Source organism: Streptomyces pactum (genome assembly GCF_016031615.1).
Taxonomy (GTDB): Bacteria; Actinomycetota; Actinomycetes; order Streptomycetales; family Streptomycetaceae; genus Streptomyces; species Streptomyces pactus.
In genome coordinates this window covers 3,796,857-3,818,326 of the sequence record NZ_JACYXC010000001.1, presented here as the reverse complement: position 1 = coordinate 3,818,326, position 21,470 = coordinate 3,796,857, and the positions used below count along the sequence as shown (strand labels likewise).

Below are 21,470 nucleotides of genomic sequence, written 5' to 3'. Positions count from 1 at the left end.
CCGGCCCTCACCACCCGTCCGTACCGACCCCGTCGCAGCCGGCCCCGCCCATGGGCACCTCCGGCCGTGCGGCCGAGCGCCCCGGTTCGATCACCGCGGGCCCCGGACCGTACGCCGTGATCTCCCGAACCGCCACGACGTGCACCACCCCCCGTGCACCAACCCCCACTGGAGGAGACCCCGCATGGCTCAGATACCCGCCTCCCGACGCAGACTCGTCGCCGCCGCGATCGCCGTCGCCGCGCTGTCGATGGGCGCCGGCGCCGCGCTGCCCGCCTCGGCGGCCGACCGCGGCGACCGGGTCGCCGAGGGCGTGATCGAGAACGCCGGCGCGCCGGGCACCCTGAAGGACCGTTACATCGTGGTCCTCGACGAGGACGCGGTGCAGGCCCGGTCCACCAAGGGACGGGCGCTGGCCGAGAAGTTCGGCGCCAAGGTCGAGCGCACCTACGACCGGGCGCTCAACGGCTACGCGGTACAGCTGCCGGAGGGCCAGGCCAAGCGGCTCGCCGCCGACCCGGCCGTGAAGGCGGTGGTCCAGGACCAGGTGGTCAAGGCCACCGGCGTGCAGCCCAGCCCGCCGTCCTGGGGCCTGGACCGCATCGACCAGCGCGCGCTACCGCTGAACCAGAGCTACACCTACCCGGACTCCGCGGGCACCGGGGTGACCGCGTACATCATCGACACCGGGGTGCGCATCAGCCACCAGGACTTCGGTGGCCGCGCCAGCCACGGCTTCGACGCGGTGGACAACGACAACACCGCGGACGACGGCAACGGCCACGGCACCCATGTGGCGGGCACCGTCGCCGGCACCGCGCACGGGGTGGCCAAGAAAGCCAAGATCGTCGCCGTCCGGGTGCTCGACAACAACGGCTCCGGCACCACCGCCGGCGTCATCGCGGGCATCGACTGGGTGACCAAGAACGCCGTCAAGCCGGCGGTGGCGAACATGAGCCTCGGCGGCGGCGCCAGCTCCGCGCTGGACACCGCGGTCCGCAACTCCATCGCCTCCGGCGTGACCTACGCCCTGGCCGCGGGCAACGAGAACACCGACGCCTCGACCCGGTCGCCCGCCCGGGTGACCGAGGGCATCACGGTCGGCTCCACGACCAACACCGACGCCCGCTCCAGCTTCTCCAACTACGGCAGCGCGGTGGACCTGTTCGCGCCGGGGTCCAACATCACCTCGGCGTGGAACACCGGTGACACGGCGACCAACACCATCTCCGGCACGTCGATGGCGACGCCGCACGTGGCCGGTGCCGCCGCGCTCTACCTCGCCGACAACCGCTCCGCCACCCCGGCGCAGGTCTCCTCGGCGCTGACCTCGGCGGCCACCACCGGCGTGGTGACCAACCCGGGCACCGGCTCGCCCAACCGCCTGCTGTACGTCGGCTCCGGCAACACCACCCCGCCCACCGGCCCCAAGTTCGAGAACACCGCGAACTACACCATCAACGACAACGCCACCGTCGAGTCCCCGATCTCCGTCACCGGGGTGACCGGCCGGGCGCCGGCGGCGCTCGCCGTCTCGGTCGCGATCAAGCACACCTACGTCGGTGACCTGAAGGTCGAACTGGTCGCCCCGGACGGCACCGCGTACCTGCTGAAGAACTTCGGCACCGGCGGCAGCGCGGACGACCTGAACACCACCTACACCGTGGACGCCTCCGCCGAGACCGCGGACGGCGGCTGGAAGCTGCGGGTCCAGGACAACGCCACCTACGACACCGGCTACATCGACTCCTGGTCGATGCAGTTCTGACGCACCCGACGCGGCACCCCCGGCCGGCCGCGGCGCGGCGGCGCCCCGGCCGGGCGGGGACAGCACCACGGCGCCACGGCGCCCGCGGCACCCGGACACCAGGTGCCCACGGCACCCCGGCGCCCGCGTCCGGCACCACAGCACCACGGCGGCCCGCCCGCTCCGGCCATCCGGAGGGGGCGGGCCGCCGCCGTCGCGCCACGGGCGGTCCCGTACGGCCGTGTGGGCCCTACAGTCCGCCCTCGGTCATCCCGTGCACCGCCGGGATGGTCCCGAAGCGGCCCTTCTGGAAGTCCTCGAACGCCTTCTGGAGTTCGGCGCGGGTGTTCATGACGAACGGGCCGTAGTGGGCCATGGGCTCCCGGATGGGCTGTCCGCCGAGGAGGACGACCTCCAGGTCCGGGGTGTGGGAGTCCTGCTGCTCGTCCGCGCGGACCGTCAGCGCGGAGCCCGCGCCGAAGACCGCGGTCTGGCCGAGGCGGATCGGGCGGCGGTCCGCACCGACCGAGCCGCGGCCCGCCATGACGTACGCCAGACCGTTGAAGTCCTCCCGCCACGGCAGCGTGACCTCGGCGCCCGGCGCCAGCGTCGCGTGGACCATGGTGATCGGCGTGTGCGTGACACCCGGGCCCTCGTGACCGCCCAGCTCGCCGGCGATGACGCGCAGCAGCGCGCCGCCGTCGTGGGACGTCAGGAGCTGGACGCTGCCGCCGCGGATGTCCTGGTAGCGGGGCGCCATCATCTTGTCCCTGGCCGGGAGGTTCACCCACAGCTGGAGGCCGTGGAACAGGCCGCCGGACATGACGAGCTGCTCCGGCGGCGCCTCGATGTGAAGGAGGCCGGAGCCGGCCGTCATCCACTGGGTGTCGCCGTTGGTGATGGTGCCACCGCCACCGTGACTGTCCTGGTGGTCGAAGATCCCGTCGATGATGTAGGTGACGGTCTCGAAGCCGCGGTGCGGGTGCCAGGGGGTCCCCTTGGGCTCACCCGGCGCGTACTCCACCTCACCCATCTGGTCCATCATGATGAACGGGTCGAGGTACTTGTAGTCGATCCCGGCGAAGGCCCGGCGCACCGGGAATCCCTCGCCCTCGAAACCGCTGGGCGCCGTGGTGACGGCGAGCACCGGTCGCTGCCGGGCCCCGGTCGGCGCCGCGACACGCGGCAGGGTCAGCGGGTTGTCAACGGTCACAGCTGGCATGACGGCCTCCTCGGTCGTTCACCATTCAACTTAGTTGAACGATGAACAATCGGCAAGGGCGCCTTCTTCCCGGCCCGGTACACACCCCGGCGCCACCCCCGCCGCGAGCGCCCCCCGCGCCCCCCGACCGGGCGCCCGCCCGTGCGCCCCGGCGCATCCCGCCGCCCCCGCGCCCGCGCCCCTCCGACCTCACGCCCGCCGCGCCCCGCGCCCCTCGTCACAGCCCACGAGCGCCCCGCGCCGCACCCCGCACTCCGCGTCGCGCCACACCCCCGTACCCCGTGCCGCGCCACTCACCCCACGCACCCGCACCGACCCCCGGCACTCCGGTCCCGGGTTCACAACCGCCGCACGGCCGGGCCGCATTGACACCCGCGCCTCCGCCGGGACACCATGAACGCACGTTCATGAACACGCGTTCATTATCCCTCCGCCGGCACGGCGGACCTTGCCACCAGCGCAGAAGGAGAGCCCGATGCCCCGCATCGTCAACACCCACCAGGCCGAGGCGTGGAACGGCTACGAGGGCGAGCACTGGGCCGCCCACCGGGACCGCTACGACGCGGTGAACAGCGGCTTCAACGACGCCGTGCTAGACGCGGCGGCGATCGGCGAGCGCGACCGGGTGCTCGACATCGGCTGCGGCAACGGCCAGCTGACCCGGCTGGCCGCCCGGCGGGCGCCGCTCGGCCGGGCCCTCGGGGTGGACCTGTCCGCCCCGATGCTGGCCACGGCCCGTGCCCTCGCCGCGGCCGAGCAGGTGCCCAACGTCACCTTCGAGCAGGACGACGCCCAGGTCAGGGCGTTCCCGGCGGGTGACTTCGACGTGGCGGTGAGCCGGTTCGGGGTGATGTTCTTCGCCGATCCGGTGGCCGCGTTCGGCAACATCGGGCGCGCCCTGCGGCCGGGCGGCCGGCTGGCGTTCGTGTGCATGACCGCGCTCGACGGCACCGACCTCGGGCAGGTGCTGGACGCCATGGCGGCCCGCCTGCCCCGGCCCACCGGCCCGGACGGCACCGGCCCCACCTCGTTCGCCGACCCCGACCGCGTCCGGGCGGTGCTCGGCGCGGCCGGCTTCGAGGAGACCCGCTGCGAGCGGGTGACGGCGGTCCAGCACTGGGGCCGGGACGTGCCGGACGCGGCGGCGTTCCTTGGCGGGTGGGGCCCGGTCGCCCACCACATGGCGCAGGCGGGGCCGGAGGCCGCTGCCCGGGCGCGGCGGGCCCTGACCGAGGCGCTGGCGGCCTTCGCCACGCCCGAGGGGGTACGGACCCGGGGCACCGCGTGGCTGGTCACCGCCCGGCGCCCGGCGGCGGCCACGGACTGAGCCGCACGGCCCGCCCCGGCACACCGCCCCCGCCCCGGCCGCGCACCGGCCGCGACACCGGACCCGCACCGGACCACCGAACGGAACCGGGCCCCGGACCGGGCCGGACGGCACCGGGGCGGGGCGGACCGGGCCGTCCGCACTACGATGCGGACGATGTCACCGAGACGACCCGCGGTGCTGCGCGACGGCGGCAGCACGCAGGACCTGCGCGCCCACCTGATCGGCACCGCCGCCCGGCTGATCGCCGAGGAGGGGACCGCGCGGCTCACCGTGCGCGCCATCGCCCGCGCCGCCGGGGTGGCGGACGGGGTGCTCTACAACCATTTCGCCGACAAGGAGGAGCTGCTCGCGCACGCCCTGCGGGCCCACGTCCGGAGCGTGGAGAGCGGGCTGGGCGACCTCCCCGACCCCGGCACCGGGACGGTCGCCGGGAACCTGCGCCGGCACATCCGGCACGGCCTCGCGCTGCACCGGGCCATCCTCCCGGCCCTCGCCGGGCTGCTCGCCCAGCCCCGGGTGCTCATCGGGTTCGCCGGGTCGGCCGAGCCGGGCGGCGAGTGGCAGGACCGGCTGACCCGGTACCTCCTGGCCGAGCGGGACCTCGGCCGGCTCGCCCCGGACGCCGAGGTGGAGGCCGCCGCCGCGATGATCGTCGGCGTCTGCCACGAGACCGTGCTCAGCACCCTCTTCGGCACCCCCCCGGCCCGCCGGAAGCCCGTCCCCGGCCCCTCCGCCGGGCCGGAACCGGCCCCCGCGGAGACGGCACAGCGGGCGCAGGCGGCGCAGCAGGCACGGCAGGCGCAGACGGCTCAGCAGTCAGAGCCGCCGGAGACCGCGGAGCAGGCGGCGCGGGTGGACGCCCTGGTGCGGGCGGTCCTGCGCGGCATCGGCCACGCCGGCCACCCCGGGCCCGCCGGCCCCGCCTGACGCGTCAGCCGTACATCCGCCGCATCGCGAAGTCGACCATCTGCTCCACGGCCTTCGCGTCGAAGACCATCCGGTGGTCGCCCTCCATGTCGAGGACGAAGCCGTAGCCGGTGGGCAGCAGGTCGATCACCTCGGCGCCGGTGATGACGAAGTACTTGGACTCCTTGCCCGCGTACCGGCGCAGCTCCTTGAGCGAGGTGAACATCGGGATCACCGGTTGCTGGGTGTTGTGCAGCGCCAGAAACCCCGGACTGTCACCGCGCGGGCAGTAGACCTTGGAGGTCGCGAAGATCTGCTGGAAGTCCTCGGCCGACATCGAGCCGGTGGTGAAGGCGCGCACCGCGTCGGCGAGGGAGGGCGGCGACGGCTCGGGGTACAGCGGCTGCTCCGGGTAGCCGCCGGGCGGCATCGGGGCCTGCGGCTGCTGCTGCGGCGGGGGCGGCGGAGCGCCGTAGCCCTGCCCCGCACTCGCGTTCTGGTCGTAGCCGTACATGCCCCGAAGCGTACTGAGTCACAGTTGGCGGGTTGAGGGTTGCCTCTTATTACCCACGGGTAGCATCATGGTGGTTACCGATTGAAATGCCTAAGAGGTCCCTGCCTCCCGAGCCTTACGGAGCCGTCGCCATGGGGCACTACAAGCCGAATCTCCGCGACATCGAGTTCAACCTCTTCGAGGTGCTCGGCCGCGACACGACGTACGGCACCGGCCCGTTCGCCGAGATGGACGTCGAGACCGCCAAGAGCATCCTCGAAGAGGTCGCCCGGCTCGCGGAGAACGACCTCGCCGCGTCCTACGCCGACGGCGACCGGAACCCGCCGGTGTTCGACCCGGAGACCAACACGGCTCCGGTCCCGGACTCCTTCAAGAAGAGCTACGCCGCCTTCATGGCGTCGGAGTACTGGCGGCTGGGCCTCCCGGAGGAGATCGGCGGCACCACCTCGCCGCGCTCCCTGATCTGGGCCTACGCGGAGCTGCTGCTGGGCTCGAACCCGGCCATCTGGATGTACTCCTCGGGCCCGGCCTTCGCCGGCATCCTCTTCGAGGAGGGCAACGAGGCGCAGAAGAAGATCGCGAAGATCGCGGTGGAGAAGGAGTGGGGCTCCACCATGGTCCTCACCGAGCCGGACGCCGGCTCGGACGTGGGCGCCGGCCGCACCAGGGCCGTCCAGCAGGAGGACGGCTCCTGGCACATCGAGGGCGTCAAGCGCTTCATCACCTCGGGCGAGCACGACATGTCCGAGAACATCCTCCACTACGTGCTGGCCCGCCCCGAGGGCCACGGCCCGGGCACCAAGGGCCTGTCGCTCTTCCTCGTCCCGAAGTTCCACTTCGACTGGGAGACCGGCGAGCTGGGCGAGCGCAACGGCGTCTACGCCACCAACGTCGAGCACAAGATGGGCCTGAAGGTCTCCAACACCTGCGAGATGACCTTCGGCGACAAGCACCCCGCCAAGGGCTGGCTGATCGGCGACAAGCACGACGGCATCCGCCAGATGTTCCGCATCATCGAGTTCGCCCGCATGATGGTCGGCACGAAGGCGATCGCCACCCTCTCCACCGGCTACCTCAACGCGCTGGAGTACGCCAAGGAGCGCGTGCAGGGCCCGGACCTGGCGCAGTTCATGGACAAGACCGCGCCCAAGGTGACCATCACCCACCACCCGGACGTGCGCCGCTCGCTGATGACGCAGAAGGCGTACGCGGAGGGCATGCGCGCCCTGGTGCTGTACACCGCCTCGGTCCAGGACGCGATCCAGGAGAAGGAGGCCGCCGGCGAGGACACCAAGGCGCTGCACGGCCTCAACGACCTGCTGCTGCCGATCGTCAAGGGCTACGGCTCGGAGAAGTCCTACGAGCAGCTCGCCCAGTCGCTGCAGACCTTCGGCGGCTCCGGCTACCTCCAGGAGTACCCGGTAGAGCAGTACATCCGGGACGCCAAGATCGACACCCTCTACGAGGGCACCACCGCCATCCAGGGCCAGGACTTCTTCTTCCGGAAGATCGTCCGCGACCAGGGCCAGGCGCTGACCCTGCTGTCGGAGGAGATCAAGAAGTTCCTCGCCGAGGGGAACGGCGGCGAGGAGCTGAGCGAGGCCCGGGACGCGCTCGCCCGCGCGGCCGTCGACCTGGAGGGGATCGTCGGCGCCATGCTGAACGACCTCGCCGCCACCGAGAAGGACGTCAAGTCCATCTACAAGGTGGGCCTCAACACCACCCGCCTGCTGCTCGCCTCCGGTGACGTGGTCGTCGCCTACCTGCTCCTCAAGGGCGCCGCGGTGGCCACCGAGAAGCTGGCCGGCGCCTCCGGCAAGGACAAGGCGTTCTACCAGGGCAAGATCGCGGCGGCGAAGTTCTTCGCCCGCGAGATCCTGCCGGGCGTCTCCACCCAGCGCGCCCTGGCCGAGTCCGTGGACCGGTCGCTGATGGACCTGGACGAGGCGGCGTTCTGATCCACCCCGGTACCGGGCGCGCACCCCGCGCGACCGGTGCCACGGGTGCCGGCGGTCCGGTCCGGGACCGCCGGCACCCGTTCGCGGCCGCAGGTCCCGGCGGCCCGGTAGGGCCGTACCCCCGGTGACCCGGTACGGGCCTCCCGGCTCCCTGCGACCCGCCACGCGGCCGTACGCCCCGGCGGCACGCCGGTGCGCCCCGGCGGCCCGGTACGGCCGGGTCCGCCGCGGCCACGGCCCGGGCGGCCCGGGGCCACCCCCGCACCCCCGGTGTCCGGCGGCACCGCGCCGGGCACCGGGTCCGCCGCCCCCGACGGGGCGGCCGGGTACGGGAGTTCACCGGTGCGGAGGCCGTCCGGCACTGGAGTCCGCCCGGGCCCGGGCGGACGCGCCCGCGTGTCGCCCCCCGCCGCACCGGCCCCCCGCCCTGCCGCCCGCGACCCCTCCGCCCCCGCACCGCCGGGACGGCCGGCGGGAACCGGCGGCGGACCTGTCCGAAACCGCCGTACCGCGGGGCGCTCCTCCTCACCGGTCGGGCCCCGGCCGCTCCTTATCCTGAGGTCATGACCTCTCCCCACCGCTTCGACCGCGGCCACACCGACGACCTGCTCACATTCCTCGCAGCGGGGCCCTCGCCGTACCACGCGGTGGCCCACGCCGCCGAGCGGCTGGAGAAGGCCGGTTTCCGGCAGGTCGAGGAGACCGAACCGTGGGAGGGAGGCGCCGGCGGCCGGTACGTGCTCCGGGGCGGGGCGATCATCGCCTGGTACGTGCCCGAGGGCGCCGGCCCCGCCACTCCGTACCGAATCGTCGGCGCCCACACCGACTCTCCCAATCTGCGGGTCAAGCCCCTCCCCGACACCGGGGCGCACGGCTGGCGGCAGATCGCCGTCGAGATCTACGGCGGCACCCTGCTCAACACCTGGCTCGACCGCGACCTGGGCATCTCCGGCCGGCTGTCGCTCCGCGACGGCGGCGAGCGCCTGGTCCGCGTCGACCGGCCGCTGCTGCGGGTGCCCCAGCTCGCCGTCCACCTGGACCGCTCGGTCAACACCGACGGGCTCAAGCTGGACCGCCAGCGCCACCTCACCCCCGTCTGGGGCCTGGGCGAGCCCCGGGAGGGCGACCTGATCCGCTTCCTCGCCGAGGAGAGCGGGCTGGAGGCGGCGGACGTCACCGGCTGGGACCTGATGGTGCACAGCGTGGAGCCGCCGGCCTACCTGGGCCGCGACCGGGAGCTGGTGGCCGGCCCCCGGATGGACAACCTGCTGTCGGTGCACGCCGCCACCGCGGCGCTCATCGCCGTGGCCGGGCGCCCGGACGCCACGTGCATCCCGGTGCTCGCCGCGTTCGACCACGAGGAGAACGGCAGCGAGTCCGACACCGGCGCCCAGGGGCCGCTGCTCGGCAACGTCCTGGAGCGTTCCGTCTACGCCCGGGGCGGCAGCTACGAGGACCGCGCCCGCGCCTTCGCCGGCACCATCTGCCTGTCCTCCGACACCGGGCACGCCGTCCACCCCAACTACGCGGAGCGGCACGACCCGTCGCACCACCCGATGCCCAACGGCGGCCCCATCCTCAAGGTGAACGTCAACCAGCGGTACGCCACCGACGGGCGCGGCCGGGCGGTCTTCGCCGCCGCCTGCGAGCGCGCCGGTGTACCGTGGCAGAGCTTCGTCTCCAACAACGCCATGCCGTGCGGCACCACCATCGGTCCCATCACCGCCGCCCGGCACGGCATCACCACCGTCGACATCGGCGTCGCGATCCTCTCCATGCACTCCGCACGCGAGCTGTGCGGGGCCGAGGATCCGCACCTGCTCGCCACCGCGCTCGCCTCCTTCCTGGAGAATTGATGTGGAGTTCTCGCTGCTGGGTCCGGTGACCGCCACCGACGACGAACACGGGGAACTGCCGCTGGGGCCGCCGAAGCGGCGCAGCGTGCTGGCCATGCTGCTGCTCCAGCCCAACACCACGGTGTCGGTGGAGCAGTTGACGGCCTCGGTGTGGGAGGAGGAACCGCCCGCCCACGCCCGGACGGTGATCCAGGGTCACGTCTCCAAGCTCCGGGCCACCCTGGCCGAAGCCGGGGCCGCCGCGCACGGCGTGGAGCTGACGACCCGTGGGTCGGCCTACCGGCTGCGGCTGCCCGCCACGCTGGTGGACGCCCACCGGTTCAGCGAACTCGCCGCGTCCGCCCGGCCCGAGGAGGACCCCGGCCGGGCGGTCGGGCTGCTCCAGGAGGCGCTGTCGCTGTGGCGCGGGCCGGCCCTGACCGGCACGGTGACCTCCCCGCCGCTCGCCGCCGCCGCGCACGCCCTGGAGGAACGCCGGCTGGCCGCCGTGGAGACGCTGGCCGCCGCCTACGGGACGCTCGGTGACCACGACCGGGCGGCCGCGGTGCTCTCCGCCGAGGCGGTCACCCATCCGCTGCGGGAGGGCCTGGTCGCCGCGCTGATGCTGGCGCTGTACCGGGCCGGCCGGCAGTCGGACGCGCTGGACCGCTACCACCACACCCGCCGGCTGCTCGCCGACGAACTCGGCGTGGACCCCGGCGAGCGGCTGCGCGCCGCCTACCAGAGCATCCTCGCCGGCGACAGCCCGCCGGCCGACCGGCAGCCGCCGCGCCGGGGCACCGTGCCGCCGCCCGGCCGGCCCGGCGGCGCGCCGCCCGCGCCGCGGCACCGGCCGCCTTCCCCCACCCGCGGGAGGCCGCCGCCCCGCCGTTCGCCGGCCCCGCGGCCGCCGGACCGGCGGTGTCCCGGCCCGGTCACCCGGCCGGTGGCCGTCCCGCCGCCCCGGGGACCGGCGCCCCGGCGGCGCCCGGTGGCCCGGCCGGCGCCGGGCAGGTCCCCGGCGTACCCGGCCCGGCCCGGCACACCCCTCCGCCGGCCGCCCCGCCGGGCGTACCCACCGGACCGGCCGGCGGCGTCCCGGCGGCCCCGTCCGCACCCCCGGCGTACCCCGGGACCCCGCCGCCGGTCCAGGTGCCGGCCGCTCCCGGTGGCGACACGCCGGCCGGCCTGGCGCCCGGCACCCCGCCGGGCCCCGGCGTGCCGCTGGGCCCGGGCGTCGATCCCGCGACCGGGACGGCCGGGGCGCCCTGGGGCGTGCACGGCCGGACCGGGACGGCCCCGGCGGCCCAGGTCCCCTGGGCACCCGGCAGCGGCGCCGAGCCGCCGGCCACCGGAGCGGGGGCGGGCGGGGGCGCCGCGCCCTCCCCGCAACTGCTCCCCCGGCCGCCGGCCGGCTTCCTGGGCCGCGCGGCGGAGCTGGACCAGCTGACCCGGCTCGCCCTCCCCGGCGCCGCCGGTCCGGGCACCGCCGACAGCGCGCTGGTCCTGGTCACCGGGCCGGCCGGGGTCGGCAAGACGGCCCTGGCCGTGCGCTGGGCGCACTCCCACGCCGAGGCGTTCCCGCACGGACGGCTCTTCGCCGACCTGCGCGGCTTCGGCGGCGGCGAGGAGGCCCGGCCCGGGCAGGTGCTGCGGGAGTTCCTGCTCGCGCTCGGCGTGGAGGCGGGCCGCATCCCGGAGTCCGCCGACGCCGCCGCCGCGCTGTACCGGTCCATCGCCGCCGACCGGGCGCTGCTGGTGGTCCTCGACAACGCGCACAGCTCCGCCCAGGTGAGGCCGCTGCTACCGGCCGGCCCGTACTGCGTCACCCTGGTGACCAGCCGGAGCCGGCTGGACGGCCTGGTCGCCACCGACTCGGCCCGTTCGGTGCGGCTGCACGCGCTGGACATCGAGGAGGGGGTGGCGCTGCTCGGCGCCGTCCTGGGCCAGGACCGGGTCACCGAGGACCCGGCCGCCGCCCGCGAGCTGGTCGCCCTCTGCAACGGCCTGCCGCTCGCGCTGCGGGCCGCCGCCGCCCAGCTGACCGCCCGCCCCCGCTGGCGGCTGGCCCGGCTGGCCGCCGCCCTGCGCGACGAGCGGAAGCGGCTGGCACTGCTGTCGGCGGAGGACACCGGGGTCGCCGCCGCGCTGCGGGCCTCCGTCGCCCGGCTCTCCGCGGACGACGTCCGGCTGCTGGCCACCCTGGGCAGCAGCTTCGCCCGCGAGGTCGACGCCGGGGCGGTCGCCGCCCTCGCCGGCTCGGACCCCGAGCTGACCCGGGACGCCCTGGACCGGCTGGCCGAGGTGCACCTCATCGACGAGGAGGCCACCAACCGCTACGTGATGAGCGACCTGGTGAAGCTCTTCGCCCAGGAGGGCAAGGACCGCCCCGGCCCGGGGGAACGGCCAGGGTAGTCCGCGGGGGCAGCGGCCGGGGCGGCCCGCGGGCCGCGGTGCGGGCCGCCCCGGCCGCTGCCGTACGCGCGCCGGACGGCGTCGGCGACCGCGTCCGCCGCGCCGCACGGCCCGGCGGGGTGCCGGGACGCCTCGGGGCCCGCCGGGCCGCAGCGGCCCGCCGGGGGCGGTGAACAGGGGCGCCGCAGCGCTCGGCCGCCCGGCACGGGGCGCGCGGGCGCGGGCGGCCGGCGAGCGAGAGGCGGGCCGGCCGGTCGGCGGGCGCCGCGCGGGGGCGGTGCGCGACGCGCTCCCGCACGGCCTCGGCCACGTGTCCGGCGGGCCTGTCCGGCCCGAACCGCTCGTGGACGTGCGGGTCGCGTAGCGACGCCGTGAGCGCGGCGGCGCCGGTCACCCGGCCGCCCGGTGGCGGGCCGGCCCGCCACCGGGCCTGCCACGGGCGTCCGTGCGGGGCCGTCCAATCCCCGTGGCGCCCCCGCGCGGTGCGGCGCTCGGTGCGGCACACCGCCGGCCCCCGGCCAGGGGGCCGGGCAGACCGCGGGCCGCGGTCCCGGCCGCTCAGCCGCTGCCGTACGCGCGCCAGAAGGTGTCCACGGCCGCGTCCGCCAGGTCGTGCAGCTCGGTGTCGGGGACACGTCGGGCGCCCAGGCCGGTGCGGGTCTCCACCGGGGCGGTGAGCAGGGCGAGGAAGTGCTCGGCCGCCTGGTCCGGGTCGCACGGGCGCAGGCGGCCGGCGAGCGAGAGGCGGGCCAGCCGGTCGGCGAGCGCCGCGCGGGGGCGGAGCGCGATGCGCTCCTGCACGGTCTCGACCAGATCGGGGAAGACCCCCACCTGGGCGTGGGTCAACCGCCGCAGCGCGCAGGCGTGTTCGCCGGCGCAGATCCCCACCAGCCGCCGGGCGGCGTCGGCGAGCGCCGCCCGCGGGTCCTCGTCCCCGCCCCGGTCTCGCAGCCCCTCGATCACCGCGAGCTTCTCCGCCAGGTGGGCGTCGGCCGCCGCCTCGACGGCGTGACGGAACAGGGTCTCCTTGTCGTTCAGGTGGTTGTAGACGGTCGGTTTGGCGACGCGTGCCTCCTCCGCCACCTCCTGCACGCAGGCCTGCGCGTAGCCGCGCCGTGCGAAGACGGTGAAGGCGGCGTCCAGGATCGCCTGCCGCTTGTCGGCGCGCCCCCGCGCACTCCCCTTGCCGCCGCTCGACGTTGCTGAACTCATGGGTTCACCCTATCTTTTGAACCAGCCAGCAACTTTTTCTGAACCAACGCGTTCAGAAACTTGGATCAGGAGGTATCGGACCGATGATCGTCCACACGCTGCGCTTCGCCTTCAAGGACGGCACCACCGAGGAGCAGAAGGGCCGGGTGCTCGCGTTGCTGCGTCGGACGGCCTCCGTCGAGTCGGTGTCGTTCGCCACGGTCGGGCAGTGCCTCGGCCGCCCGGAGGACGGCTTCACCCACGCCTACTGCGTGGGCATCGAGGACTTGGCCGCGCTGGAGCGGTACCTGTACGACCCGGTCCACCTGGCCGGGGACGACGAGATCCTTCCGCACCTCGCCAGGATCGCCGTCGGCCCCGACCTCTCCGACGACATGAGCCCGGAGCTGGGCAGCACGATCATGGCGCTGCACGATCAGAAGACGGCCAGGTACCCGGAGTGGGCCGCCCGGCTCGAACCGCTCGTGGACATACGGATCGCGTAGCGGCGCCGTGAGCGCGGCGGCGCCGGTCACCCGGCCGCCCGCCACCGGCCGGCCCGCCTCCTGGGGCGGCGCCGCGGGCGGCCCGTCGCCGCCGTCCGGTCCCGGTGGCGCCACCGCGCGGTGCGGCACACCGCCGGGGCGGCGGACCTGTCCGGCGCCGGGACCGCCGGCCCGTACACCCGGAGGAACGCCGGGCGGCCGGAGGGCCGTTGGGAGCGGCGGGTACGGCAACAACCCCCGTCCGGCGGGACGTTAGTCCGGCGTTAGCGGGGCGGCAACGGTACGGCAGCGGACTCCGGAAAGCTCATCAGTGCACCGAGGAAGTCCACCACGTCACCGGGGGAACACCATGAACGTCCGCATCTCTCGCCGCTCCCGCACGCTGCGTGTGGCCGCCGCCGCGCTGACCGCCGCCGCGCTCACCCTCACCGCCTGCAACTCCGACGAGGACGGCGTCCGCCGGTCCGGCGCCGCGGACACCTCGTCCCCGTCGGCCTCCACCGGTGGCTCCGGCGGGGCGGACGCGGGAACCTCATCCGGTGGCGACAGCGCCGGTGCCGACTCCAAGGGGTCCACCGGTGACGGCGACAGCGACGGCCCGGCGGCCGGTACCGGCGGCGGCAAGGGCTCCGCGGAGAAGTCCGGTGGCTCCGGCGACGGTCAGGCCCGGCCCGGCGCCGACTCCGCCTCCTCCGGCGCCGGCGACGACGGCCCGGCCACCACCACCTGCACCACCGCCCAGGTGTCCGTCAAGGTCAGCACGCTCGACCGGCCGGTGAACCACCTGATGCTCCAGGCCACCAACACCTCCAAGAAGCCCTGCAACGCCTTCGGCCACCCCTACCTGGGCTTCGACGGGGACCAGTCCACCACCGCGCCCTTCGCGGACAGCAAGCCGCAGGCCGTGGTCACGCTGGCGCCCGGCGAGACCGCCTACGCGGGCATCGCCTACTCCGCCGCCGACGGTTCCGGCAGCAACCCGCGGAAGGCCACCACGCTCCGGGTGAGCTTCGCCGGCCCGGACCAGGCGGGCAGCGTCGGCGCGGGGGTCGAGCTGCCCCTCCCCGCCGACCTGACCGTCGACGACTCCGCCCGCGTCACCTACTGGCAGACCAACGCCTCCGACGCCGCCATGTGGTGAGCCGGGCCCCGCGGCCCGTCCGGCGGGGTCATGCGGTGAGCCGGGGCCCGTGCCCCGGCCGCCGGCGCCCGGGCCTCCGGATCGGACCCGTTCGCCGCCCGGGCCCGGGCCGGGCCTCCGCGGCCGTCGCCGCTCCTGGTCAGGCCCCCTCGGTGGCCGCGTCCATGCCGGCCAGCACCAGCGGCAGCCGGGCGGCGCCGCCCTCGGCGATCCGCACCGGGACGCCCCAGTCCTGCTGGTGCACATGGCAGGCCGGGTACTCGTTCGCCGGGTCGTCGTCGCAGGACGCGGCCATCGCCGACACGTGCAGCACGCCCTCGGTGACGCCGTCGGCCAGGACCAGGTCCCGGCTCAGGTCGGTGCCGGCGCCCGCCCCCTCGGCCAGCAGCTCCGGCGGGGTGGAGCTGACCAGCAGCCGGGTGGACGGCCCGTACCGGGTGTCCAGCTTCTGGCCGGCGGGTGCCTGGAAGACCACGTCCAGCCGGAGCGTGCCGCCGGCGATCTCGGTGGCCGCGCGCCGGGTGCGGTGGGCCACCGCGGCCACCCGGACCGCCTCCTCCGGGAGCCGCAGCCGGGTCAGCCGGTGCCGCGCGGACTCCACGACCACCACGTCCCCGTCCACCAGCACCGCGTCGGAGGGCTCCCGCAGGTCCGTGGCGAGGGTGCTCACCTCGCCGGTCACGGGGTCGTACCGGCGCAGCGCGTGGTTGTAGGTGTCGCAGACCGCGACCGAGCCGTCGGGCAGCGCGGTGACGCCCAGCGGGTGCTGGAGCAGGGCCTGCTCCGCCGGGCCGTCCCGGTGCCCGAAGTCGAACAGCCCGGTGCCGACCGCCGTACGGACCACGAAGGCGTCCGGCGCGTCCCCGGCGCGCTCCACCCAGCGGACCGCGGAGGTCTCGGAGTCGGCCACCCACAGCCGCTCGTCGGTGGCGGCGAGGCCGGACGGCTGGGCGAACCACGCCTGGTCGGCGGGCCCGTCGACCAGCCCCTCGTTGGTGGTGCCGGCCGCGACGGCGACGGTCCCGTTCTCCGGGTCGTACGTCCACAGCTGGTGCACGCCCGCCATGGCGATCCACAGCCGCCCGGCGAACCAGGCCACGTCCCAGGGCGAGGAGAGGTCGATCTCCCGGGCGGGGCCGGCGGTCGGCGAGCCCTGCCACCACTGGCGGCCGGTCCCGGCGATGGTCGCGACCTCGCCGGTCGCGGGGTCGTAGGTGCGCAGCGCGTGGTTGACGGTGTCGGCGACGACCACCTCGCCGCCGGGCAGCAGCGCCAGGCCCTGCGGCTCGCTGAACCGGGCGCGCTCCGCCGGCCCGTCCACCAGGCCCCGCTCCCCGGTGCCGATCCGGCGGACCACGGTCTCCGCGTCGTCGGCCAGCTCCACCAGCGCGTGCCGGGTGGTGTCCGAGACGAGGAACCCGCCGGAGGGCAGCCGCAGCGCCTTCCCGGGGAACCGCAGCTCGGTGGCGACCGGCTCCGGCGGCACGTACGGGCCGTCGCCGCGCCGCAGGGTGCCCTTGGCCGCGTGCTCCGCCTCCAGCTCCGCCACCAGGGCGGCGATGGCGTGCGCGTGCCCCTCGCCGGCGTGCTGCGCGACCACGTACCCCTCCGGGTCGATGACGACCAGGGTGGGCCAGGCGCGTACCGCGTACTGCTTCCAGGTGGCCAGCTCGGGGTCGTCGAGCACCGGGTGGTGCACCTCGTACCGCTCGACCGCGTCCACCACCGCGCGGTGGTCGGCCTCGTGCACGAACTTCGGCGAGTGCACCCCGACGATCACCACGGTGTCCCGGTGCCGCTCCTCCAGCTCGCGCAGCTCGTCCAGGACGTGCAGGCAGTTCACGCAGCAGAACGTCCAGAAGTCCAGGATGACGATCTTCCCGCGCAGGTCACCGAGGGTGAGGTCCTTCCCACCGGTGTTGAGCCAGCCCCCCTTGCCGGTCAGCTCGGGGGCACGGACACGGGCGCGGCGACGGGGAGCGGGGGCGGGGCTGGGCGCCGGGGCGGCATCGTTCATGGTTCAAGGGTGCCATCCGCCCGTGAACGCGGGGTCACGCGCATGCAACACGCCTGGTCAGAGCCTTCTCCGGGGGTGCGGGCGCGGGTACCCGCGGTGCGTTGCCGGGGGTGTACGGAGCGGCGCGTCGACGGGGTGCACGGGCGGCGCGCACAGCGCGTACCCGGGCGCCACCGGCCCGTACGCACCACCGGGCCACGAGCGCCACCGGTCCGGGCACCGCACGCACCACCGGGCCACGAGCGCCACCGGTCCGGGCACCGCACGCACCACCGGGCCGCACGCACCACCCGGTCGTACACCGGGCCGCGCACACCGCCGGGCCGTACGCACCACCGCCTCCGACCGCCCCGTGCGCACCGCGCGGATCCCGGGGGCACGCGGGGGGGGTGCGGACCGGCGGTCGCTCAGCGTCGCGGGGCGGGCAGCCCGAGCAGCCGGTCCCGGAGGGCGGGGAACTCCTCGCGGGTACGGGCCACCTTCGCCACGTCCAGCTCCACGGTGAGCACCTGCTCGCCGGCACCGGCCTCGGCCAGCACCTCGCCCCAGGGATCGACCACGATGCTGTGCCCGGCCTGCTCGACGTCCGCGTGGGTGCCGGCGGTGCCGCAGGCCAACACGTACGCCTGGTTCTCCACCGCGCGGGCGCGGGCCAGCAGCGTCCAGTGCTCACGGCGGCGGGCCGGCCAGCCGGCCGGGATCACCAGCAGCTGCGCGCCCGCGTCCACCAGCAGCCGGAACAGCTCCGGGAAGCGCAGGTCGTAACAGGTCGCCAGGCCGAGGGTGGCGTCCGGCAGTTCGGCGGTGGCGATCTCGTCGCCCGCGCCCATCAGCACCGCCTCGCCCCGGTCGAAACCGAAGCGGTGGATCTTCCGGTAGCTGCGGACCAGTTCACCGGCGGGCGAGAACACCAGCGAGGTGTTGTACAGCCCTTCCGCGGCGCGTTCCACCAGGGAGCCCGCGTGCAGCCACACCCCGGCGTCCCGGGCCGCCGCCGCCATCGCCGAGGCGGTGGGGCCGTCCAGCGGCTCGGCCCCGGAGGCGAACGCGTCGTACGCGAAGGCCCCCACGGTCCACAGCTCGGGCAGGACGACCAGGTCCGCCCCGGCCTGCTCCCGGACCAGGGCCGCCGCCCGCGTCCGACGCTTTTCCACCGGCTCGCCCGGGTCCACACCGATCTGGATCAGGGAGGCGCGCACACTACCACCGCTCTCAGGTATCGAGCCGTCGATCGGGGCCTACGATCAGAGGTGAAAGCACTGCCGGGTGGCCCTCGCGCAGCGTAACTTAAACGCCTGAGAGCACCCAGCCGAACGCCTGAGAGCACCCAGCCCGCGTACCAACCGCCCGAGGGGTCCCGTGACCGTCCATCCCAGCCTGCAGACCTCCATCGACGCCTGGACGCACTCCGTCGAGGCGATAACCGAGTTGGTGAACCCACTCGTCGAAGGCGAATGGAACCGGGCCACCGACTGCCCGGGGTGGTCGGTGCGTGATGTGGTCTCCCATGTCATCGGTCTGGAAACGGAGATGCTGGGCGACCCGCGTCCCATCCACGCCCTGCCGCGCGACCTGTTCCACGTCAAGGACGAGCTGTCGCGCTACATGGAGGTCCAGGTCGATGTGCGGCGCTGCCACACCGCCCCGGAGATGACGGCCGAACTGGAGTACCTCGTCATCCGCCGCTCCCGCCAGCTGCGGAACGAGAAGCGGGACCCGCAGACGAAGGTGCGCGGGCCGCTGGCGGGCAAGGAAGTCACGCTGGAGGAGTGCCTGCGGCTGCGGGCGTTCGACGTGTGGGTGCACGAGCAGGACCTGCGGCGGGCCCTGGGCAAGCCCGGCAACCTCGACTCGCCGGGCGCCCACATCGCCCGCGACACCTTCCTCTCCGGGCTCCCGATGGTGGTGGCCAAGCGGGCGGGCGCCCCGGCGGGTTCGGCGGTGGTCTTCGACATCACCGGGCCGCTGGAGTTCATGCGCACGGTCCGGGTGGACCAGGACGGCCGCGGCACCATCGACGGCAGCGTCTCGCTGGGCCCGGCCGTGACGTTCTCCATGGACTGGGAGACGTATCTGCGGCTGGCGGCCGGCCGGGTGCGGCCGGAGGCGGTCGGCGACCTGGTGAAGAAGGACGGCGACCAGCAGCTCGCCGACGCGATCCTGCGGAACTTCGCCCTCACGCCCTGAGCGCGCCGGGGCCGTACGGACGTCGGGCGGCGGGGGCGCCGGAGCCGCACCCACCGCCCGGGCGGGCGGCTCAGGCCGGGACGTGCACCGCCTCCACCCGGCTGGCCACCACCCGCTCCTGCTCCCGCCGCTGGGCCCGTCCGCGGAGCCGGAGGATCTGGGACAGTCCCAGCGCCTGGAGGACGAAGACCGACGAGAAGGCGATCCGGTAGTCCTCGCCGGTCGCGTCGAGCAGCACGCCGACCGCCAGCAGGGTGGTCATCGAGGCGATGAAACCGCCCATGTTGACGATGCCGGAGGCGGTGCCCAGCCGCTCCGGCGGGTTGGCCGGCCGGGCGAAGTCGAACCCGATCATCGACGCCGGGCCGCAGGCGCCCAGCACCACACAGAGCGTGATCAGCAGCCAGCCCGGCGCGTGTTCCTGCGGCCAGGTCAGCACCGCGGCCCACAGCAGCGCGGTGGCGGCCACCGAGCCCAGCGCCAGCGGGGCCCGGGCGGCGTGGTGCCGGGCGATGACCTGCCCGAAGACCAGACCGGTGACCATGTTGGAGAGCACGATCAGGGTGAGCAGCTCGCTCGCCCGGCCACGGGTGAGCCCCTCCGCCTCGACCAGGAACGGCATCCCCCACAGCAGCAGGAAGACCATCGCCGGGAACTGCGTGGTGAAGTGCACCCACATGCCGAGCCGGGTGCCCGGTTCCCGCCAGGCGTCGGCGATCTGACGGCGGACGAAGCCGCGACCGGAGGCGGCGGGCCCGCTCGTCCCGGCGGTTCCGCTCGTCCCGGCGGTTCCGGCTGTTCCGCTCGTCCCCGCTGCTCCGGCGCGTGTGCCGCCGCCGGCGCGTTCGGCGAACGCCGTGGCCGGCCGGGCCGCTCCGGCCGGGGCGGGCCCGTACCCCTCCGGGTGGTCCTTGAGGAAGAGCAGGGCGAGCACCAGCATCAGCACCCCGCCGACCGCGCTGCCGGCGAACGTCGGGGTCCAGCCGAACTCGTGCAGCAGCCGGGCCAGCACCAGTGTGGAGATGAGGTTGCCGGCCATCCCGAAGAGCGCCGCGACCTGCGCTATCAACGGCCCCCGGCGGGCCGGGAACCACCGGGCGCCCAGCCGCAGCACGCTGATGAAGGTCATCGCGTCACCGCAGCCGAGCAGCGCGCGGGAGGCGAGCGCGGCGGCGTAGGACTCGGAGAGCGCGAACCCGAACTGCCCGGTGGTGAAGAGCACCACGCCCAGGGTCAGCACCTTGCGGGTGCCCAGCCGGTCCACCAGCAGGCCGACGGGTATCTGCATGCCCGCGTAGACCAGCAGCTGGAGGATGGAGAACGAGGAGAGGGCGGAGGCGTTGATCTCGAAGCGGTCGGCGGCGTCCAGCCCGGCCACGCCCAGGCTGGTGCGGTAGACGATGGCGACGAAGTAGATCGCGACGCCCAGCCCCCAGACGGCGAGCGCCCGGGGGCCGCCGGGTGGATCGCCGGCCAGGGCGGGACCGCCGCTTCCGGCGGACCGGGATTCGGCGGGGCTCATCGCACCTCTCCCCGGGCGAGGCTCCTCACCCAGCCGACGTGCCGACGGACGACGGACGCGGCCCCGTCGGCGTCGCCCGCACGGAGCGCGTCCAGGATCTCGGTGTGCTCGGCGATGTTCTTCGCGACACGGTCCGGCTGGGCGTGCATCACGGCGACCCCCATCCGCAGCTGGCGGTCGCGCAATTGGTCGTAGAGGCGGGCGAGGATGGCGTTGCCGGCGTTGCGGACGATCTCGGCGTGGAAACAGCGGTCGCTGACCGCGAGGGCGGCCAGATCACCGGTGGCCGCGTGCCGCCGCTGCTCCTCCAGCAGCTCCTCCAGCCGGGTGACCAGCGGCTCCGGGGCGGGCACCGCCCGGCGCACGGCGTGCTCCTCCACCAGCAGCCGGGTCTCCACCACATCGGCGATCTCCTGTGCGGAAACCGGCAGCACCAGGGCGCCCTTCTTGGGGTAGAGCTTCAGCAGCCCCTCGGCCTCCAGCCGCAGCAGCGCCTCCCGGACGGGGGTCCGGGAGACCCCGACGGCCTCGGCCAGGCCGCCCTCGGTGAGCAGCGTGCCGCCCTCGTACCGGCGGTCCAGCACCGCCTGCTTGACGTGCGCGTAGACCCGCTCGGCGGCGGGCGGCGGCTTGACCGGGGGCGACGGTGCGGGTGTGGGCGCGGGGGGCGGGTGCGACGGGCATGCACGCATGATAGATACAACAGGTATACGTCGGCAGGCGCGTCCGCGATGCGGGACGCGCACCCGCCCGCCCCCCGGCGCGTCCCTGTCACCACCCGGCGCACCCGCCCGCGCGCCGTGCCCGTCCACGCCCCATGCGCCCGCCCGCACCCGGGTCGCCCGTCCGCGCGCCGCGTTCCCGCGCGCCCCGCGCCCGCCCGCGCGCCCGCCCGCCCGCCATTGCCCGTGCGCCCCACGTATCCGCCCGCGCCCCCGGGCCCCCCCGTCCGCGCGCGGGGTAGCCGCCCGCCACACGG

General features: G+C 75.2%; 17 protein-coding genes. 10 read left to right on the top strand and 7 right to left on the bottom strand.

Features of this window, described 5'->3' with window-relative positions; all coding sequences use genetic code 11:
- Positions 1-184: 184 nt before the first annotated feature.
- Entirely contained in the window at positions 185-1,768 is a 1,584-nt protein-coding gene (locus IHE55_RS15150) for a S8 family peptidase (protein WP_197989514.1), read from the top strand.
- Between the two features lie 229 nt (positions 1,769-1,997).
- Here the strand turns inward: IHE55_RS15150 and IHE55_RS15145 are convergent, their stop codons facing one another.
- Positions 1,998-2,969 (bottom strand): pirin family protein, encoded by a 972-nt coding sequence (locus IHE55_RS15145; protein ID WP_197989513.1) that lies wholly within the window; start codon positions 2,967-2,969, stop codon positions 1,998-2,000.
- Between the two features lie 475 nt (positions 2,970-3,444).
- Between IHE55_RS15145 and IHE55_RS15140 the strand changes: the two genes are divergently transcribed.
- Both IHE55_RS15140 and IHE55_RS15135 read left to right on the top strand, forming a co-directional pair.
- A complete protein-coding gene (locus IHE55_RS15140) occupies positions 3,445-4,296 on the top strand; it encodes a class I SAM-dependent methyltransferase (protein ID WP_197989512.1) in 852 nt (283 codons plus the stop codon).
- 156 nt (positions 4,297-4,452) lie between these two features.
- On the top strand, positions 4,453-5,226 hold the full coding sequence (locus tag IHE55_RS15135; protein WP_197989511.1) for a TetR/AcrR family transcriptional regulator: 774 nt from the start codon (positions 4,453-4,455) through the stop codon (positions 5,224-5,226).
- Between the two features lie 4 nt (positions 5,227-5,230).
- Here IHE55_RS15135 and IHE55_RS15130 read toward each other — a convergent pair whose 3' ends face one another.
- Positions 5,231-5,719, bottom strand: a complete 489-nt coding sequence (locus IHE55_RS15130) for an SseB family protein (protein WP_197989510.1) — start codon at positions 5,717-5,719, stop codon at positions 5,231-5,233.
- Positions 5,720-5,850: 131 nt separating this feature from the next.
- Between IHE55_RS15130 and IHE55_RS15125 the strand changes: the two genes are divergently transcribed.
- The 4 genes from IHE55_RS15125 to IHE55_RS15110 all read left to right on the top strand — a co-directional run bounded on the left by IHE55_RS15125 (position 5,851) and on the right by IHE55_RS15110 (position 11,927).
- Positions 5,851-7,677, top strand: coding sequence for an acyl-CoA dehydrogenase (locus IHE55_RS15125; RefSeq protein WP_197989509.1), 1,827 nt, complete (start codon positions 5,851-5,853; stop codon positions 7,675-7,677).
- A gap of 563 nt (positions 7,678-8,240) precedes the next feature.
- Positions 8,241-9,533: a M18 family aminopeptidase gene (locus IHE55_RS15120; protein ID WP_197989508.1), complete on the top strand. Its 1,293-nt coding sequence runs from the start codon at positions 8,241-8,243 to the stop codon at positions 9,531-9,533.
- Position 9,534: 1 nt separating this feature from the next.
- Complete coding sequence (locus IHE55_RS32670; RefSeq protein ID WP_307826665.1) at positions 9,535-10,962, top strand: AfsR/SARP family transcriptional regulator; 1,428 nt, start codon at positions 9,535-9,537, stop codon at positions 10,960-10,962.
- A gap of 98 nt (positions 10,963-11,060) precedes the next feature.
- Positions 11,061-11,927 carry an NB-ARC domain-containing protein gene (locus tag IHE55_RS15110; RefSeq protein ID WP_307826664.1) on the top strand — a complete coding sequence of 289 codons (867 nt, stop codon included), beginning with the start codon at positions 11,061-11,063 and terminating at the stop codon, positions 11,925-11,927.
- A gap of 558 nt (positions 11,928-12,485) precedes the next feature.
- Here IHE55_RS15110 and IHE55_RS15105 read toward each other — a convergent pair.
- Positions 12,486-13,139 carry a TetR/AcrR family transcriptional regulator gene (locus IHE55_RS15105; protein WP_197989506.1) on the bottom strand — a complete coding sequence of 218 codons (654 nt, stop codon included), beginning with the start codon at positions 13,137-13,139 and terminating at the stop codon, positions 12,486-12,488.
- 83 nt (positions 13,140-13,222) lie between these two features.
- Between IHE55_RS15105 and IHE55_RS15100 the strand changes: the two genes are divergently transcribed.
- Together IHE55_RS15100 and IHE55_RS15095 are read left to right on the top strand one after the other, a co-directional pair.
- Positions 13,223-13,624, top strand: a complete 402-nt coding sequence (locus IHE55_RS15100) for a Dabb family protein (protein WP_197989505.1) — start codon at positions 13,223-13,225, stop codon at positions 13,622-13,624.
- Between the two features lie 349 nt (positions 13,625-13,973).
- Positions 13,974-14,765, top strand: coding sequence for a DUF4232 domain-containing protein (locus IHE55_RS15095; protein WP_197989504.1), 792 nt, complete (start codon positions 13,974-13,976; stop codon positions 14,763-14,765).
- A gap of 139 nt (positions 14,766-14,904) precedes the next feature.
- Here IHE55_RS15095 and IHE55_RS15090 read toward each other — a convergent pair whose 3' ends face one another.
- On the bottom strand, positions 14,905-16,782 hold the full coding sequence (locus IHE55_RS15090; RefSeq protein WP_197989503.1) for an NHL domain-containing thioredoxin family protein: 1,878 nt from the start codon (positions 16,780-16,782) through the stop codon (positions 14,905-14,907).
- 407 nt (positions 16,783-17,189) lie between these two features.
- The gene (locus IHE55_RS15085; protein ID WP_197989502.1) at positions 17,190-17,981 is read right to left on the bottom strand and encodes a carbon-nitrogen family hydrolase; all 792 of its coding nucleotides are present in this window, start codon (positions 17,979-17,981) and stop codon (positions 17,190-17,192) included.
- Positions 17,982-18,141: 160 nt separating this feature from the next.
- Here IHE55_RS15085 and IHE55_RS15080 point away from each other — a divergent pair, with 160 nt between their 5' ends.
- Positions 18,142-18,969: a maleylpyruvate isomerase family mycothiol-dependent enzyme gene (locus IHE55_RS15080; RefSeq protein WP_197989501.1), complete on the top strand. Its 828-nt coding sequence runs from the start codon at positions 18,142-18,144 to the stop codon at positions 18,967-18,969.
- A gap of 70 nt (positions 18,970-19,039) precedes the next feature.
- Here IHE55_RS15080 and IHE55_RS15075 read toward each other — a convergent pair whose 3' ends face one another.
- On the bottom strand, positions 19,040-20,491 hold the full coding sequence (locus IHE55_RS15075) for an MFS transporter (protein ID WP_197989500.1): 1,452 nt from the start codon (positions 20,489-20,491) through the stop codon (positions 19,040-19,042).
- The gene (locus IHE55_RS15070) at positions 20,488-21,183 is read right to left on the bottom strand and encodes a GntR family transcriptional regulator (protein WP_197989499.1); all 696 of its coding nucleotides are present in this window, start codon (positions 21,181-21,183) and stop codon (positions 20,488-20,490) included. Before IHE55_RS15070 ends, IHE55_RS15075 begins: the two co-directional genes overlap by 4 nt.
- Between the last annotated feature and the right edge of the window lie 287 nt (positions 21,184-21,470).